The organism is Streptococcus oralis subsp. dentisani, assembly GCF_002096615.1.
In the GTDB taxonomy this organism is placed as follows: Bacteria; Bacillota; Bacilli; order Lactobacillales; family Streptococcaceae; genus Streptococcus; species Streptococcus oralis_U.
Genome location: NZ_NCUX01000029.1, coordinates 122,156 through 138,297, shown reverse-complemented (window position 1 = coordinate 138,297; position 16,142 = coordinate 122,156). Strand labels below are relative to the sequence as shown.

Sequence of the window (16,142 nt, the reverse complement as noted above, 5' to 3'; positions counted from 1 at the left end):
AGTTGAGTTTTTTTTAAGGCAATTTTGGTATAATAATCATAACAAGGAGGAGTTTCTGATGATAAAAATCTTATTAGTAGAAGATGACCTAGGTCTGTCAAACTCAGTATTTGACTTTTTAGATGATTTTGCAGATGTTATGCAGGTTTTTGATGGAGAAGAAGGTCTCTACGAAGCTGAAAGTGGCGTCTATGACTTGATTTTGCTTGATCTGATGTTACCGGAAAAAAATGGCTTCCAAGTTTTGAAAGAATTGCGTGAAAAAGGAATTACGACACCAGTCCTTATCATGACTGCTAAAGAGAGTTTGGATGATAAGGGACATGGATTTGAGTTGGGAGCGGATGACTACCTAACAAAACCTTTCTACCTAGAAGAGCTCAAAATGCGGATCCAAGCCCTTCTCAAACGTTCAGGCAAGTTTAACGAAAATACCTTGACCTATGGGGATATTGTCGTCAACCTTTCAACGAATGAAGTAAAAGTGGAAGATACTCCTGTGGAATTGCTCGGGAAAGAGTTTGAGTTATTGGTTTACTTCCTTCAAAATCAAAATGTTATTCTTCCCAAGACACAAATTTTTGACCGTCTATGGGGATTTGATAGCGATACGACTATTTCTGTTGTGGAAGTCTATGTCTCAAAAGTTCGCAAGAAACTGAAGGGTACAGCCTTTGCTGAAAATCTTCAAACCTTGCGTAGTGTCGGGTATATTTTAAAAGATGTTCAATAAACTAAAAAAAACATGGTATGCGGATGATTTCAGCTATTTCATTCGAAACTTCGGAGTGTTCACCCTGATTTTCTCTGCTATGACCTTGATTATCCTTCAGGTCATGCACTCGAGTCTCTACACCTCTGTAGATGAAAAACTCCAAGCCCTTAGTAGTAGTCCCCAAGCGGTCATCCAGTTAGCCCTTAATCGGGCAACTGAGGAAGTCAAGGATATTCAACCAGCAACAGCGGATGCCAGTAAGGCTGAAGTAAAGCCCAATGTTAGCTCAAATACAGAAGTTTTGCTCTTTGACAAGGATTTTAACCAACTCTTACTGGGCAATCGTTTTCTAGGCTTGGATAAGATCAAGCTGGACAAGAAAGAGTTGAATCATATTCGCCAAATTCAAGTTGTCAATAGCTATGGTCAGGAAGAAACCTATCGGATGATTTTGATGGAAACCAACTCTTCCTTCGTATCAAGCAATGTCAAATATGCTGCGGTTCTAATCAATACCAGCCAGCTTGAGCAAATCAGCCAAAACCACGAGCATTTAATTGTTGTAGTGATGGCTAGTTTCTGGCTCCTGTCTTTAATTGCCAGTGTTTACCTGGCACGTGTCAGTGTCAAACCCTTACTGGAAAGTATGCAAAAGCAGAAGTCTTTTGTTGAAAATGCAAGTCACGAACTGAGAACGCCTTTGGCCGTTTTACAAAATCGTTTAGAAAATCTCTTTCGAAAACCAGAGGCAACCATCATGGAATCCAGCGAAAGTATTGCTTCCAGTCTTGAAGAAGTTCGCAACATGCGTTTCCTCACGACCAATCTTCTCAACCTTGCACGTCGAGATGATGGAATCAAACCAGAAATAGCAGAAGTTTCTCCACAATTCTTTAAAACAACCTTTGCCAACTATGAGTTGATTGCTTCTGAAAATGATCGTGTTTTTGACTATGAAAATCGAGTTTATCGCCCATTCATGACCGATCAGTTGCTCCTCAAACAACTCATGACCATCTTATTTGATAATGCCATCAAGTATACCGAAGATGATGGCAAGATTGAGTTTGTGGTCCATGCTACAGAACGCCATCTCTATCTTACAGTAACAGATAATGGGATTGGAATCTCAGCTGCCGATAAGAAGAAAATCTTTGACCGTTTTTACCGTGTGGACAAGGCAAGAACTCGTCAGAAAGGTGGCTTTGGCTTGGGACTTTCTTTGGCCAAGCAGATCGTTGATGCCTTACGAGGAACGATTACCGTGAAAGATAACAAACCTAGAGGAACGATTTTTGAAGTAAAAATCGCTATTCAATCTCCTCCAAAACGAAAGAATAAATAAAAAAGACAGTTTTGAGAAACTGTCTTTTTAGATAACAAGAAAAGAGGTTGGCACTACTACCAACCTCTATTTTGAAAGTTTTCGTTTAATCATCTTTCGTTGAAGTTGTAAAAGTGCGAAGCTTGTCCCCATTGCAGCAATAAATGATAAAGCTGTATTTAATTTTAAAGCTAAAAAGATAAAGCTAAAAAGTGCCATAAAAATACAGAAACAAGCGATATTTACAAAAAATAAAATCTCTTTTAGGTTAGGGCCGACAGGGGCTTCTGGTGTGTAATCTTGATAAAGCGGAGTTTGATTCGATTCGGGAGCTTGTTCAAACTCATAAGCTTCTAGTTTTCTTGCGGACATGATTCTCTCCTTAACAGTACATAACTATTTTATCATTTTTTATACAGAGAATTATTACAGAATGGTTACAAAACTACTAAAGTCTCTTATCATTATCTGAGCCGCTCTTCTTGACACCTACTAGGGAAAGTGATAGCATGGATGTTACACTTGAAACAGATGACCAGACCTACTCTTTTATAAATATACTGAGTAAGGAAAGGATAACTTATATAAATTGATTGCAAGCAAGTGCTTTTCCTAAGATAATTTGTTGAGTTGCTACCGTGATTCTTTGTAAGAGTGGTAGGAGTTGTTTTGAATGGATGATAAGACAGAGATTCTGTCTATTGGACTGGGTAGCATTTTGCTACCTCTGGGGAAAAGTTAAAGGAGATAAACATGTATCTTGCTATCAAAGAAATATTACGAAACAAACTTCGATATAGTTTGATTCTAACTACCATTTTTCTTATTGCTTTCATGGTCTTTTTTATGACCAGTTTAGCTCTTGGCCTTGTGCGAAACAACCGAGCCGCTATTGATAACTGGCAAGCGACGGGTGTGGTTTTATCTGACTACGCAAATGATAATTTGACAGCATCCTTTATTCCTGAAAAGAACTACAAGGATAAGAGTTCTAAAGAGGCTGCTCCCCTGGGCTATATGTTCGCTGTGACCAATCTAGTCGATGATAGTGAAAAGATCAATGTTTCCATCTTTGCTCAAGAGTGGGACTCTTTTATCTCTCCTAGTTTGACGGAGGGTCGTTATCCTGAAGGAGATGATGAGGTTGTCGTGGATCAGTCCTTTGAGAATTATGGGATTAAGCTAGGTGATACCATTCAGCTCAATGGAAGCGAGGCAAGTTACAAGATTGTAGGTCTGACTCAAGATAATAAATTTTTTACCGAGCCTGTTGTCTTTACGAGTCTGTCAACTTATTGGACCTTACAAGGAACCTTGAAAGCCAATCGTTCCATCTCTGCCTTGGTATTGAAAAATGATATAGAAGTGGCTGGAGACGGACTGAAACAGATTTCTATTCCAAAAATGATATCGAAAATTCCTGGTTACACACCTCAGGTGAATGTATTTTCAGGCATGATTCTCGCTATGATTGTCATCACAGGCTTGATTGTGGGGATTTTTGTCTATATCATTACCATCCAAAAACTAGGACTTTATGGAATAATGCGGGCTCAGGGAATACGGATCAAAACCATTGTATGGTCTCTTTTCTGTCAAATCTTCCTTCTAGCTGGTATGGGGATTGCTTTAGCCTTGCTGGCTATTGGAGGAGTGATTTTAGTCTTACCAGCTACCTTCTTTTTCTACCCAAGTTGGTTAGCCTACTCTGTCTTAAGTTTGGTAATTTGCTTGATGGCCCTTCTAGGTGGTGTCATTTCACTTCCACGCTTGCTAAAGGTGGACCCGATTACTGCGATTGCAGAGTGATAAGGAGAATAGTATGACAGCATTGATTGAAATGACTCAAGTTACAAAAACCTACGGGGAAGGAAAGATGAAAGTCGTGGCCCTGCATGAGACGAATTTTCAGCTAAATGCGGGAGAGTTCGTGGCTATCGTTGGACCTTCAGGCTCTGGAAAGACGACCTTTCTAACAACTCTAGGACAACTTCAGGAAGCATCGAGTGGAAAGATTCTAGTCAAGGGGAAAGAAACAGGCAGTTTGACGGAGAAGGAGAAAACAGACCTCCGTTTTAGAGAGTTTGGTTTCATTCTTCAGGCTTCAAACTTAATTCCTTTTCTAACAGTCAAGGAACAGCTGGATTTGATTGACAGACTGGATAAGGGAAAAAATAGTAAAAGTGACCGAAAAGAGCTCTTTGAGTTGTTGGATTTGGAAAAAGTAAAAGATCATTATCCCAAGGCTTTATCAGGTGGCGAACGTCAACGTGCCGCGATAGCTAGAGCGCTTTATAACAATCCAAGCATCGTGCTTGCAGATGAGCCGACAGCCAGTCTGGATACTGAGCGTGCTTACCAAGTAACGGAGATGTTGGCTGCCATTGCCCACGAACAAGGGAGAGGAGTTGTTATGATTACACATGATACACGCCTTCTTGATAAGGTTGACCGTATTTATGTTATGAATGATGGCCACCTAGTTGAAGAAAAACACGCATAAAAAAGAGAGTGGACGGTACTGGTTACTGTTCCCTTTTTGATTGAAAACTTTAAAAATGACGTTGACTTTTTTATAAAACTCCTAGTATTCATAGCTGATTTTTAAGAATTGTGGTATAATTTTCCTTATGGAAAAGATTATCATTACAGCAACTGCTGAAAGTATTGAACAAGTTGAACAGTTACTCGAAGCTGGCGTAGACCGTATCTATGTCGGTGAGAAAGATTTTGGCCTTCGTCTGCCAACGACCTTTAGTCATGACCAATTGCGTGAGATTGCTAAGTTGGTTCATGAAGCAGGCAAGGAATTGATTGTAGCGGTTAATGCCCTCATGCACCAAGATATGATGGACCGTATCAAGCCCTTCCTAGACTTCTTGGAAGAAATCAAGACAGACTATATTACTGTTGGGGATGCAGGTGTCTTTTACGTTGTCAACCGTGATGGCTACTCCTTTAAAACCATCTACGATGCTTCAACTATGGTGACAAGCAGTCGTCAGATTAACTTTTGGGGTCAAAAGGCAGGAGCTTCTGAGGCGGTTTTGGCGCGTGAAATTCCATCTGCTGAACTCTTCAAGATGCCTGAGATTTTGGAAATTCCTGCTGAAGTATTGGTTTATGGGGCTAGTGTCATTCACCATTCTAAGCGTCCGCTCTTGCAAAACTACTATAACTTCACGCACATCGATGATGAAAAGACACGTAAACGTGACCTCTTCTTAGCAGAACCGAGTGACCCTGAGAGCCATTACTCTATCTTTGAAGACAATCATGGTACCCACATCTTTGCAAATAACGACCTTGATTTGATGACCAAATTGACAGAATTGGTGGAGCATGGTTTTACTCACTGGAAACTTGAAGGACTTTACACCCCAGGTCAGAATTTTGTAGAAATTGCTAAACTTTTTATTCAAGCGCGTGGCTTGATCCAAGAGGGGAATTTCAGCCATGACCAAGCCTTTTTGCTGGATGAAGAAGTTCGTAAACTTCACCCTAAAAATCGTTTCCTCGACACAGGATTCTATGATTACGATCCTGATATGGTTAAATAGGACACCAAAACCCGAAATAAAAATGTTCGGGTTTTTCCAGTGTATCCATGAAATAAAAACGGATACATGTTATAATAAAAATAGCTCTTTAATGGAGGTATTTAAGTGGAGAATCTGAAAAAGATGGCAGGTATCAAGGCTGCTGAGTTTGTCAAGGATGGAATGGTAGTCGGACTTGGAACGGGTTCTACTGCCTACTATTTCGTAGAGGAAGTAGGTCGTCGCATTAAGGAAGAAGGTTTGCAGATTACTGCTGTAACGACTTCCAGTGTGACCAGTAAACAGGCTGAAGGTCTTAACATCCCACTCAAGTCGATTGATCAAGTGGATTTTGTCGATGTGACGGTTGACGGGGCGGATGAAGTAGATAGCCAGTTTAATGGAATCAAAGGTGGTGGGGGTGCCCTTCTCATGGAGAAGGTTGTCGCAACGCCCTCAAAAGAATACATTTGGGTGGTAGATGAAAGCAAACTGGTCAAGAAACTAGGTGCTTTTAAATTGCCTGTAGAAGTGGTTCAGTATGGTGCAGAACAGGTCTTTCGTCGGTTTGAGCGAGCTGGCTACAAACCAAGTTTCCGTGAAAAAGACGGTCAACGTTTTGTGACCGATATGCAGAACTTTATCATTGATCTAGCCTTGGATGTCATTAAAGATCCAATTGCCTTCGGGCAAGAATTGGACCATGTCGTTGGTGTCGTAGAGCATGGCTTGTTCAACCAAATGGTGGATAAGGTCATCGTAGCGGGACGAGATGGTGTTCAGATTTTAACTTCAACAAAAGCAAGATAACTAAAATAATAAGGAGACAGACTATGTCAAAATTTAATCGTATTCACTTGGTGGTACTGGATTCTGTGGGAATCGGTGCTGCACCAGATGCCAATAACTTTGTCAATGCAGGGGTGCCAGACGGTGCTTCTGACACACTTGGACATATTTCCAAAACAGTGGGTTTGAATGTGCCAAATATGGCCAAAATCGGTCTAGGAAATATTCCTCGCGAAACACCGCTGAAGACTGTATCAGCTGAAAGCAACCCAACAGGTTATGTAACGAAATTGGAAGAAGTTTCCCTTGGTAAGGATACCATGACTGGTCACTGGGAAATCATGGGACTCAACATTACCGAGCCTTTCGATACTTTCTGGAACGGATTCCCAGAAGAAATCCTGACAAAAATCGAAGAATTTTCAGGGCGCAAGGTCATTCGTGAAGCCAACAAACCTTACTCAGGTACGGCTGTTATTGATGATTTCGGACCACGTCAGATGGAAACTGGGGAGTTGATTATCTACACTTCAGCTGACCCTGTTTTGCAAATTGCTGCCCACGAAGACATCATTCCTTTGGATGAATTGTATCGTATTTGTGAATACGCTCGTTCGATTACCCTTGAGCGCCCTGCCCTTCTAGGTCGTATCATTGCCCGTCCTTATGTGGGTGAGCCAGGTAACTTCACTCGTACAGCCAACCGTCGTGACTTGGCCGTTTCTCCATTTGCACCAACCGTTTTGGATAAATTGAATGAGGCTGGTATCGATACTTATGCTGTTGGTAAAATCAACGATATCTTTAACGGCGCGGGTATCAATCATGACATGGGCCACAACAAGTCAAACAGCCACGGAATTGATACATTATTGAAGACTATGGGACTTGCTGAGTTTGAAAAAGGATTCTCCTTCACAAACTTGGTTGACTTTGATGCCCTTTATGGACACCGTCGCAATGCTCATGGTTACCGTGATTGCTTGCATGAGTTTGATGAACGCTTGCCTGAAATTATCGCAGCCATGAGAGAGAATGATCTTCTCTTGATTACTGCTGACCATGGAAATGACCCAACCTATGCAGGAACAGACCACACTCGTGAATATATCCCACTTTTAGCTTACAGCCCTGCCTTTAAAGGAAATGGTGTCATTCCAGTTGGGCATTTTGCAGATATCTCAGCAACAGTTGCGGATAACTTTGGTGTGGAAACTGCCATGATTGGGGAAAGTTTCTTAGATAAATTGGTGTAAGATGATACGCTATGCTTTACTTGTTCGGGGCATTAATGTAGGTGGGAAAAATAAAGTTGTCATGGCGGAGCTTCGTCAAGAATTGACAGAGTTGGGACTGGGAAAGGTTGAAACCTACATCAACAGTGGCAACATTTTCTTTACTTCGACAGATGCCAAAGCCCAATTGGTTGAAAAGTTAGAGGCTTTCTTTGAAGTCCATTATCCATTTATCCAGAGCTTTTCTTTGCTGAGTCTAGAGGACTTTGAAGCGGAACTTGAAGATCTTCCAGATTGGTGGACCAAAGACCTAGATCGAAAAGATGTCCTCTTTTACACGGAGGGCTTGGATGTGGCTCGAGTCATCGAGAAAGTGGACAGTTTGGAACTGGAAGATGAAGTGGTTCATTTTGGAAGACTTGGGATTTTTTGGGGGAAATTTTCTGAAGAATCCTACTATGCAACTGCCTATCACAAGTACTTACTCAAGATGCCTTTTTATCGCAACATCACCATTCGCAATGCAAAAACCTTTGACAAAATCGGTCAAATGCTAAAAAATAATAAAGGAGACACACAATGACATTTTTAGATAAGATCAAGGAAACAGCTGCTTTCCTGAAAGATAAAGGAATCCAAGCGCCTGAGTTTGGTCTAATCCTTGGATCAGGTCTTGGAGAATTGGCAGAAGAAATTGAAAATCCAGTTGTAGTAGATTATGCAGATATTCCAAACTGGGGCCGCTCTACAGTAGTCGGCCATGCTGGGAAATTGGTATATGGTGAACTTTCAGGGCGCAAGGTATTAGCTCTTCAAGGTCGCTTTCATTTCTACGAAGGCAATCCTCTTGAAGTCGTGACTTTCCCAGTACGTGTGATGAAAGTTCTTGGATGCGAAGGTGTCATTGTAACCAATGCAGCTGGAGGTATTGGATTTGGTCCTGGTACCTTGATGGCTATCTCAGACCATATCAATATGACGGGGCAAAACCCATTGATGGGTGAAAACTTGGATGATTTTGGTCCGCGTTTCCCAGATATGTCTAAAGCCTACACTCCAGAATACCGTGCTACTGCCCATGAAGTTGCTAAAAAACTTGGTATCAAGCTTGATGAAGGTGTTTATATCGGTGTAACTGGTCCGACTTATGAAACACCTGCAGAAATTCGTGCCTATAAGACACTGGGAGCAGATGCAGTTGGTATGTCCACTGTTCCTGAAGTTATTGTTGCAGCTCACTCAGGTTTGAAAGTTCTCGGTATTTCATGTATCACTAACCATGCTGCAGGATTCCAAGAAGAACTCAACCACGAGGAAGTTGTAGAAGTGACTGAACGTGTTAAAGGCGACTTTAAAGGCTTGCTTAAAGCGATTCTTGCTGAATTGTAATCATGTTAATAGAATTGAGGAGTATTTTTCGAAAAATCCCTTATAATTTTAGATTATTCATAGCAGTAATTCTGCAAGGAATAGTTTCGGGTTTATCTGGTATATTTCTCCATTATCTTTTAGAGATGGTGGAGGGGCTAGCTTTTGGTCAGTCAGAGCATCATAGTGGATTTTTGACAGATGGAGTTTCCTCCTCAAGGATAGGACTAAGTTTAATAATCGTGGGTCTTAGCTCGTCCTTAGTCTGGTACTTCTTGCAAAAAGGGTCGAAGATTTATTCCATCAAAGCTCAGATGAAGGATGATACTTCACAATACAAGCTTCATTTTTTAAGACAGCTATTTCATTCAATTTGGCAGATTATTGCAGTTGGAGGGGGAGCGCCTATTGGTAAAGAAGCTGCGCCACGAGAGATTGGAACTCTATTTGCAGGGTCAATTGGAAAAATATGTATACTGTCTATGAAGGATCGCATCTTTCTCCTTTCCTGTGGTGCTGGTGCTGGTTTAGCGGCTGTCTATCAGGTTCCATTAACAAGTGTTTTCTTCGTTTTTGAGACTCTAGGAATTACTTTATCTATCAAGCGATTTGTCTTAGTCGGTTTGACTACCTATGTGTCTACCTATATAGCAGGCTTGGTTATTTCAGATCATGCTCTTTACCAGCTTCCAGCTATCGCATGGTCATTAAAGGAAGTGTGGATTGTCCCTTTATTACTTCTTTTCTTAACCCCCCTAGCTTGGCTTTTTGGTCGCTTAAGTAAAGAAGTGTCTTCAAACAGGATAAAAGATAAACGAATACTTCTCACATTGCCCTCAGCTTTTCTTTTTCTTGTTGGTCTGGCAAGTTACTTTCCACATCTACTTGGCAATGGACGCATGATGGCTCAGGAAATTTTAAATGATAGCAGTGGTCAAACAGTACTTCTCATGTTTTTCCTAAAAGCAGTGGTCGTTCTTATTATCCTTTGGGCAGGGGCCTATGGTGGTACTCTTACGCCATCTTTTGCCTTGGGGATGGCTGGAGCTGCTCTCTTGGGCATGATTCTAGGTTTGAACAGTCAGCCAACCGTTTTACTTTTGGGATCTGTTTGCTTTTTATCTGTGACCTTGAGGGCGCCCATTTCTGCAACCGGATTAGTTATAGGTTTCACTGGGCTAGGTTTAGATTCTCTTCCGTATCTCTTAGTAACTGCTTTCCTAGCTTATGGTTTTGCAAAAGTGTTAGATCGCTTTCCTTGGGCTAGCATACTGTGTAAGATGTCAAAGAATAAAGTAATTAGGTAGGAAATGCCCGTTTCTTTTAATCAAGGATTTATCTTAAAAGATTAAAAACTATTGTCAGTTTATCAATAACTGTTTTTAATAAAAATGTAGTAGGCTTATCGGAGTCATGATTGAATACGATTTCTCCTAGCTATGAAATATAAAAATAAAAAAAAAGAAAGGTAGAGCGAGGTGTTCTAATTTGAACACGAGCGGAAAACTTTTCAAAACAAAAAAAGAAAGGATGGGTAAACCGTATTTGCTGAACTGAATACGGGCGGAGAACTGTGTAAAAAAGATAAACTGTCTAGCATCTGCGATGCTTCGTCAGTTTCCTATTTTTACTTTGTTCTCTGTCGCCCTTTATATCTTAACTATGTCTATCCATATTGCTGCTAAGCAGGGTGAAATTGCTGATAAAATTCTTCTTCCGGGGGATCCTCTTCGTGCGAAATTTATTGCGGAGAACTTCCTTGAAGATGCTGTTTGTTTTAACGAAGTGCGTAACATGTTTGGCTACACTGGCACTTACAAGGGTCACCGTGTATCTGTCATGGGAACTGGGATGGGAATGCCATCTATTTCGATTTATGCGCGTGAGTTGATTGTGGATTACGGTGTGAAGAAATTGATTCGTGTGGGAACTGCTGGTTCCTTGAATGAGGATGTCCATGTCCGTGAATTGGTTTTGGCACAAGCGGCTGCAACTAACTCAAACATCATCCGCAACGACTGGCCACAGTACGATTTCCCACAAATCGCTAGCTTTGATTTGCTAGACAAGGCCTACCATATCGCCAAAGAACTTGGTATGACGACCCACGTTGGGAACGTTTTGTCATCAGATGTCTTTTACTCAAACTACTTTGAAAAGAACATCGAGCTTGGTAAATGGGGAGTTAAGGCTGTGGAAATGGAAGCAGCAGCCCTTTACTATCTTGCTGCCCAACATCACGTTGATGCACTTGCTATCATGACCATTTCTGATAGCTTGGTCAATCCAGATGAAGATACCACTGCAGAAGAACGCCAAAACACCTTCACCGATATGATGAAGGTTGGCTTAGAAACCTTGATTGCAGAGTAAACATCGTATTACTTTGAGATAAGGTTATTTCTAAGATTGATTCAAATGCTTTAATCTCAAATACATACGTAATGATAAAGGAAGAGTTGAAAATCAGATTGCTTGGAGCGATTGATTTTCAACTTTTTTAGAACCCAGCTTAAGGAGAGATGTGATGGATAAAATAAAACTATTACAAAACTTGATTGATAAAAGTCACAGAATAGTCTTTTTCGGAGGAGCAGGAGTGTCAACCGAGTCCAATATCCCAGATTTTCGTAGTTCAGATGGTGTTTATAGTCATCAGTTAGGCCGTCATTTTACGGCAGAGCAACTTGTTTCTCGGACCATGTTTGAGCGCTATCCAGAAGATTTTTTTGACTTTTATAAGAAATACCTGATTTATCCAGAAGCCAAACCTAATGCTGCTCACACTTATCTGGCTGCTTTGGAAAAGACAGGTAAGCTAAAGGCTGTTGTGACACAAAATATCGATAGTCTTCATGAAATGGCTGACTCCCAAAAGGTCTTTAAATTGCATGGGAGTGCGGACCGCAATTACTGCCTAGGTTGCCAACGTTTCTATAACTTAACTGGTTTTCTGGCCCTCGAGGGACCTGTTCCCCACTGCCTAGACTGTGGCAAGGTGGTCAAGCCTGACGTGACCTTGTATGAAGAATCACTTGACATGGATGTTTTTAGTCAAGCTGCACAAGCTATTCGGCAAGCAGACTTGCTGATTATTGGTGGGACTTCCTTGGTTGTTTATCCTGCAGCTAGCCTAGTAAACTATTTTTCTGGGACAAATCTGGTCGTTATCAATAAAACCAGTACTCCACAAGACAGCCAAGCTACATTGGTCATTGAAGGCAAGATAGGAGAAGTATTTTCGAAATTGAGACAATAAAAGAATTTTAGAAGATAGCAACAAAACCTTGTTACTTGAAAGAGAAAACTATCTCATTTATTGACCACAATCTCGCTCTTTAAGAGTTACTAAAAACTGGCTGAGAAAATCAAAACACCTTCACCGATATGATGAAGGTTGGCTTAGAAACCTTGATTGCAGAGTAAATTTGTAATAGAAAATCCTGATTTCAAGTGAAATCAGGATTTTTTCATAGATGCGATTTTTTCTGGGTCTGGTGTGACACGGAGGGTCTTTTGTCCAGTATAAGTAACAAAACCGGGTTTTCCACCTGTTGGTTTGTTGAGTTTCTTGACTTCAATCATATCCACTTGCACGAGATTTGATAAGCGCCCTTTGGAGAAGTAGGCTGCGAGCTCGGCTGCGTCTGTCTTCACTTCATCAGAAGGATTCAGATTTCCTGAGATAACAACATGGCTGCCAGGGATGTCCTTGGCATGGAACCAAAGTTCTTCCTTGCGAGCCATTTTAAAGGTTAGTTCTTCATTTTGCAAGTTGTTTCGTCCGACATAGATGATGGTTTTCCCGTCACTAGCCAGATACTGTTCTGGTTTTTTGCGTTTTTGGATTTTCTCGCGTTGTCGTCTTCTAATAAAGCCTGTTTGGATCAATTCTTCACGGATTTCAGCGATTTCCTCTAGTCCAGCTTGACTGAGAACAGTTTCCACACTTTCCAGATAGAGAATGGTATACTTGGTTTCTTCGATCAGCTCAGTCAGGTATTTGACAGCTTCTTTGAGCTTCTGGTAGCGTTTAAAGTAGCGCTGGGCATTCTGACTGGGTGTTAGAGCCTTATCAAGAGCAATGGTGATAGGCTGATTGGTGTAGTAGTTGTCCAAGGTAACCTGGTCTTGGTCATTAGGCACTTGGTGGAGGAAGGTTGTCAGCAATTCTCCTTTTTGGCGAAATTCCTCAGCATTATCTGTCGCCAGTAACTCTTTTTCTTGTTTTTTGAGTTTGTGGCGATTTTTCTGAAGCTCATTTTCAACGCGGCGAATGAGTTCACTGGCTTGCTGTTTGACGCGGTCGCGTTCAGCCTTGTCCTTATAGTAGGTGTCCAGCAAGTCAGAAAGGCTGGCAAAAGGCTCTCCTACATGATTGGCAAAAGGAACTGGACTGAAAGAAGTCTCCGTTAGGAAAGGCCTGGTTTCTTGCCCGAAGAAGTTTCGGAAAGTAGACAGTTTATCACTGACAAGAATGTTTTCCAATTCATTTGCCGTATCACGTCCTAGACCTTGAAAGAGACTTTGAAGATTTTTAGCTGTTAATTCCTGTGTTTGCAGGATTTCAAAGAGTTTTTCATCCTTGATAGTAAAAGGGTTGCGGGATTCGGTACTTGGCGGAGCGATATAGGTCGAACCTGGAAGTAAGGTGCGGTAGCTATTTTGTGAAAAGCCAACGTGTTTGATAACTTCGAGGATTTTATGGCTACTTTTATCCACGAGAAGAATATTACTGTGTTTGCCCATGATCTCTATAATCAGAGTCGCCTGGATGTGATCCCCAATCTCGTTTTTATTGGAAACCGTGATCTCTACGATACGGTCATTTTCGATTTGCTCAATGGACTCAATCACGGCACCTTGTAAATACTTCCTCAAAACCATGATAAAGGTAGAAGGTTGGGCTGGATTTTCAAAGGTCGTTTGGGTCAGCTGAATGCGTCCAAAAACGGGATGAGCAGAGAGGAGCAGGCGATGGCTTTGGCGATTGCTGCGGATTTGCAAGACCAACTCTTGTTCAAAAGGCTGATTGATTTTCTGGATGCGACCATTGACCAACTCACTTCGCAATTCCTCAACCATGTGGTGTAAAAAAAATCCGTCAAATGACATCGTTCTCTCCTTGTGATTGTATTCCATAGTATTATATCAAAAAGGTAGAATAAAATCATGAAAATATGGTATAATAAAGCCAAGTAAAGAGAATCGAGAAGTACATGTATATTGAAATGGTAGATGAAACTGGTCAAGTTTCACAAGAAATCTTGCAACAAACCCAAGAAATTTTGGAATTTGCAGCCCAAAAAATAGGAAAAGAAGACAAGGAGATGGCAGTTACTTTTGTGACCAATGAGCGTAGTCACGAACTCAACCTCGAGTATCGTGATACAGATCGCCCGACAGATGTCATCAGCCTTGAATATAAACCGGAATTGGACATCTCCTTTGATGAGGAAGATTTGCTTGAAAACCCTGAATTAGCAGAAATGATGTCTGAGTTCGATGCCTATATTGGGGAACTTTTCATCTCTATCGATAAAGCGCATGAGCAGGCTGAGGAATACGGTCACAGCTTTGAGCGTGAGATGGGCTTCTTGGCAGTACACGGCTTTTTACATATCAACGGCTACGATCACTACACTCCGGAAGAAGAAGCGGAGATGTTCAGTTTACAAGAAGAAATTTTGACAGCCTATGGACTCACAAGACAATAAACGAAAATGGAAAAATCGTGACCTGGTATCCAGTTTAGAATTTGCCCTTACAGGAATTCTGACTGCCATTAAGGAAGAACGCAATATGCGAAAACATGCAGTGACGGCTCTAGTGGTCATTCTTGCAGGTTTTGTTTTTCAGGTGTCACGAATCGAATGGCTCTTTCTCCTAATGAGCATTTTCTTGGTAGTAGCCTTTGAGATTATTAACTCTGCTATCGAAAATGTGGTGGATCTAGCCAGTCACTATCACTTTTCTATGTTGGCAAAGAAAGCCAAGGACATGGCAGCTGGTGCCGTGCTTGTGGTTTCCCTTCTTGCCGCAGTGATTGGTGCACTTATCTTTCTCCCACGCATTTGGGATTTACTATTTTAAACAATAAGAGGAAATTATGACATTTAAATCAGGCTTTGTAGCCATTTTAGGACGTCCCAATGTTGGGAAGTCAACCTTTTTAAATCACGTTATGGGGCAAAAGATTGCCATCATGAGTGACAAGGCGCAAACAACGCGCAATAAAATCATGGGGATTTACACCACGGATAAGGAACAAATCGTCTTTATCGACACACCAGGAATTCACAAGCCTAAAACAGCTCTTGGGGATTTCATGGTGGAATCTGCCTATAGTACCCTTCGTGAAGTGGATACTGTTCTATTCATGGTGCCAGCTGATGAGCCACGTGGTAAAGGCGACGACATGATTATCGAGCGTCTGAAAGCAGCCAAGGTTCCAGTGATTTTGGTGGTCAATAAGATTGACAAGGTCCACCCAGACCAACTTCTGGCTCAGATAGATGACTTCCGTAACCAGATGGACTTTAAGGATATTGTTCCTATCTCAGCCCTTCAGGGAAATAACGTTTCTCGACTAATCGATATTTTGAGTGAAAATCTGGAGGAAGGGTTCCAGTATTTCCCAGCTGATCAAATCACAGATCATCCTGAGCGTTTCTTGGTTTCAGAAATGATTCGTGAGAAGGTTCTTCATTTGACACGTGAAGAGATTCCTCACTCAGTTGCAGTGGTAGTTGACTCCATGAAGCGTGACGAAGAGACAGACAAGGTTCATATCCGGGCAACCATCATGGTGGAACGTGATAGTCAAAAAGGGATTATCATCGGAAAAGGTGGCGCTATGCTCAAGAAAATAGGGACCATGGCCCGTCGTGATATCGAACTCATGCTAGGGGACAAGGTCTTCCTAGAAACTTGGGTCAAGGTCAAGAAAAACTGGCGTGATAAAAAGCTAGATTTGGCTGACTTTGGCTATAATGAGAAAGAATATTAAGAAAACTCTTTTAAGAGAGTTTTTTAGTATAACTGAACAATAACAATAATGGAGAATAATCAATGTCAGAGCAGTTAATTCAAAATAGTATTTTTTCAACACCAGTAATATTTGATAAATATGAATGTTATAGTATTGGTGCAACAACCGTTAATAATTTGAT

The 16,142-nt window shown here is 41.2% G+C and carries 17 protein-coding genes; 15 read left to right on the top strand and 2 right to left on the bottom strand.

Going from position 1 to position 16,142, the window contains the following annotated elements:
* Positions 1-58 precede the first annotated feature (58 nt).
* Together ciaR and B7708_RS03365 are read left to right on the top strand one after the other, a co-directional pair.
* Entirely contained in the window at positions 59-733 is a 675-nt protein-coding gene (gene ciaR, locus B7708_RS03370; protein ID WP_000590630.1) for a two-component system response regulator CiaR, read from the top strand.
* Entirely contained in the window at positions 723-2,060 is a 1,338-nt protein-coding gene (locus B7708_RS03365; RefSeq protein WP_084973763.1) for a sensor histidine kinase, read from the top strand. Before ciaR ends, B7708_RS03365 begins: the two co-directional genes overlap by 11 nt.
* Positions 2,061-2,126: 66 nt before the next feature.
* On the opposite strand, the gene B7708_RS03360 is transcribed toward B7708_RS03365, so the two are convergent.
* Positions 2,127-2,411: a DUF3270 domain-containing protein gene (locus B7708_RS03360; protein ID WP_084973761.1), complete on the bottom strand. Its 285-nt coding sequence runs from the start codon at positions 2,409-2,411 to the stop codon at positions 2,127-2,129.
* Positions 2,412-2,792: 381 nt separating this feature from the next.
* Here B7708_RS03360 and B7708_RS03355 point away from each other — a divergent pair, with 381 nt between their 5' ends.
* The 10 genes from B7708_RS03355 (at position 2,793) to B7708_RS03310 (ending at position 12,229) form a co-directional block, all read left to right on the top strand.
* A complete protein-coding gene (locus B7708_RS03355) occupies positions 2,793-3,848 on the top strand; it encodes an ABC transporter permease (protein WP_084973759.1) in 1,056 nt (351 codons plus the stop codon).
* A 13-nt stretch (positions 3,849-3,861) separates the two neighbouring features.
* A complete protein-coding gene (locus tag B7708_RS03350; RefSeq protein WP_084973757.1) occupies positions 3,862-4,542 on the top strand; it encodes an ABC transporter ATP-binding protein in 681 nt (226 codons plus the stop codon).
* Positions 4,543-4,669: 127 nt separating this feature from the next.
* Complete coding sequence (locus B7708_RS03345) at positions 4,670-5,599, top strand: peptidase U32 family protein (protein WP_044020909.1); 930 nt, start codon at positions 4,670-4,672, stop codon at positions 5,597-5,599.
* Between the two features lie 105 nt (positions 5,600-5,704).
* Positions 5,705-6,388 (top strand): ribose-5-phosphate isomerase RpiA, encoded by a 684-nt coding sequence (gene rpiA, locus B7708_RS03340; protein WP_084973755.1) that lies wholly within the window; start codon positions 5,705-5,707, stop codon positions 6,386-6,388.
* A 23-nt stretch (positions 6,389-6,411) separates the two neighbouring features.
* Positions 6,412-7,623, top strand: a complete 1,212-nt coding sequence (locus tag B7708_RS03335) for a phosphopentomutase (protein WP_084973753.1) — start codon at positions 6,412-6,414, stop codon at positions 7,621-7,623.
* Between the two features lies 1 nt (position 7,624).
* Positions 7,625-8,185 carry a DUF1697 domain-containing protein gene (locus B7708_RS03330; RefSeq protein WP_084973751.1) on the top strand — a complete coding sequence of 187 codons (561 nt, stop codon included), beginning with the start codon at positions 7,625-7,627 and terminating at the stop codon, positions 8,183-8,185.
* On the top strand, positions 8,182-8,991 hold the full coding sequence (locus B7708_RS03325) for a purine-nucleoside phosphorylase (RefSeq protein WP_084973749.1): 810 nt from the start codon (positions 8,182-8,184) through the stop codon (positions 8,989-8,991). The genes B7708_RS03330 and B7708_RS03325 overlap by 4 nt, the downstream gene beginning before the upstream one ends.
* Positions 8,992-8,993: 2 nt before the next feature.
* A complete protein-coding gene (locus tag B7708_RS03320; RefSeq protein ID WP_084973747.1) occupies positions 8,994-10,277 on the top strand; it encodes a chloride channel protein in 1,284 nt (427 codons plus the stop codon).
* 355 nt (positions 10,278-10,632) lie between these two features.
* Complete coding sequence (gene deoD, locus B7708_RS03315) at positions 10,633-11,343, top strand: purine-nucleoside phosphorylase (protein ID WP_000022080.1); 711 nt, start codon at positions 10,633-10,635, stop codon at positions 11,341-11,343.
* Positions 11,344-11,497: 154 nt separating this feature from the next.
* Positions 11,498-12,229: an NAD-dependent protein deacylase gene (locus B7708_RS03310; protein ID WP_084973745.1), complete on the top strand. Its 732-nt coding sequence runs from the start codon at positions 11,498-11,500 to the stop codon at positions 12,227-12,229.
* Between the two features lie 200 nt (positions 12,230-12,429).
* Here B7708_RS03310 and pavA read toward each other — a convergent pair whose 3' ends face one another.
* Positions 12,430-14,085, bottom strand: coding sequence for an Rqc2 family fibronectin-binding protein PavA (gene pavA / locus B7708_RS03305; RefSeq protein WP_084973743.1), 1,656 nt, complete (start codon positions 14,083-14,085; stop codon positions 12,430-12,432).
* A 104-nt stretch (positions 14,086-14,189) separates the two neighbouring features.
* On the opposite strand from pavA, the gene ybeY reads away from it, so the two are divergent.
* From ybeY to era, 3 genes are read left to right on the top strand one after another with little or no spacing between them, the layout of a single operon-like run.
* A complete protein-coding gene (ybeY, locus tag B7708_RS03300) occupies positions 14,190-14,687 on the top strand; it encodes an rRNA maturation RNase YbeY (protein WP_084973741.1) in 498 nt (165 codons plus the stop codon).
* Positions 14,668-15,063: a diacylglycerol kinase family protein gene (locus tag B7708_RS03295; RefSeq protein WP_061409093.1), complete on the top strand. Its 396-nt coding sequence runs from the start codon at positions 14,668-14,670 to the stop codon at positions 15,061-15,063. Before ybeY ends, B7708_RS03295 begins: the two co-directional genes overlap by 20 nt.
* Positions 15,064-15,079: 16 nt before the next feature.
* Positions 15,080-15,979: a GTPase Era gene (gene era / locus B7708_RS03290; RefSeq protein ID WP_084973739.1), complete on the top strand. Its 900-nt coding sequence runs from the start codon at positions 15,080-15,082 to the stop codon at positions 15,977-15,979.
* The last annotated feature ends 163 nt before the right edge of the window (positions 15,980-16,142 follow it).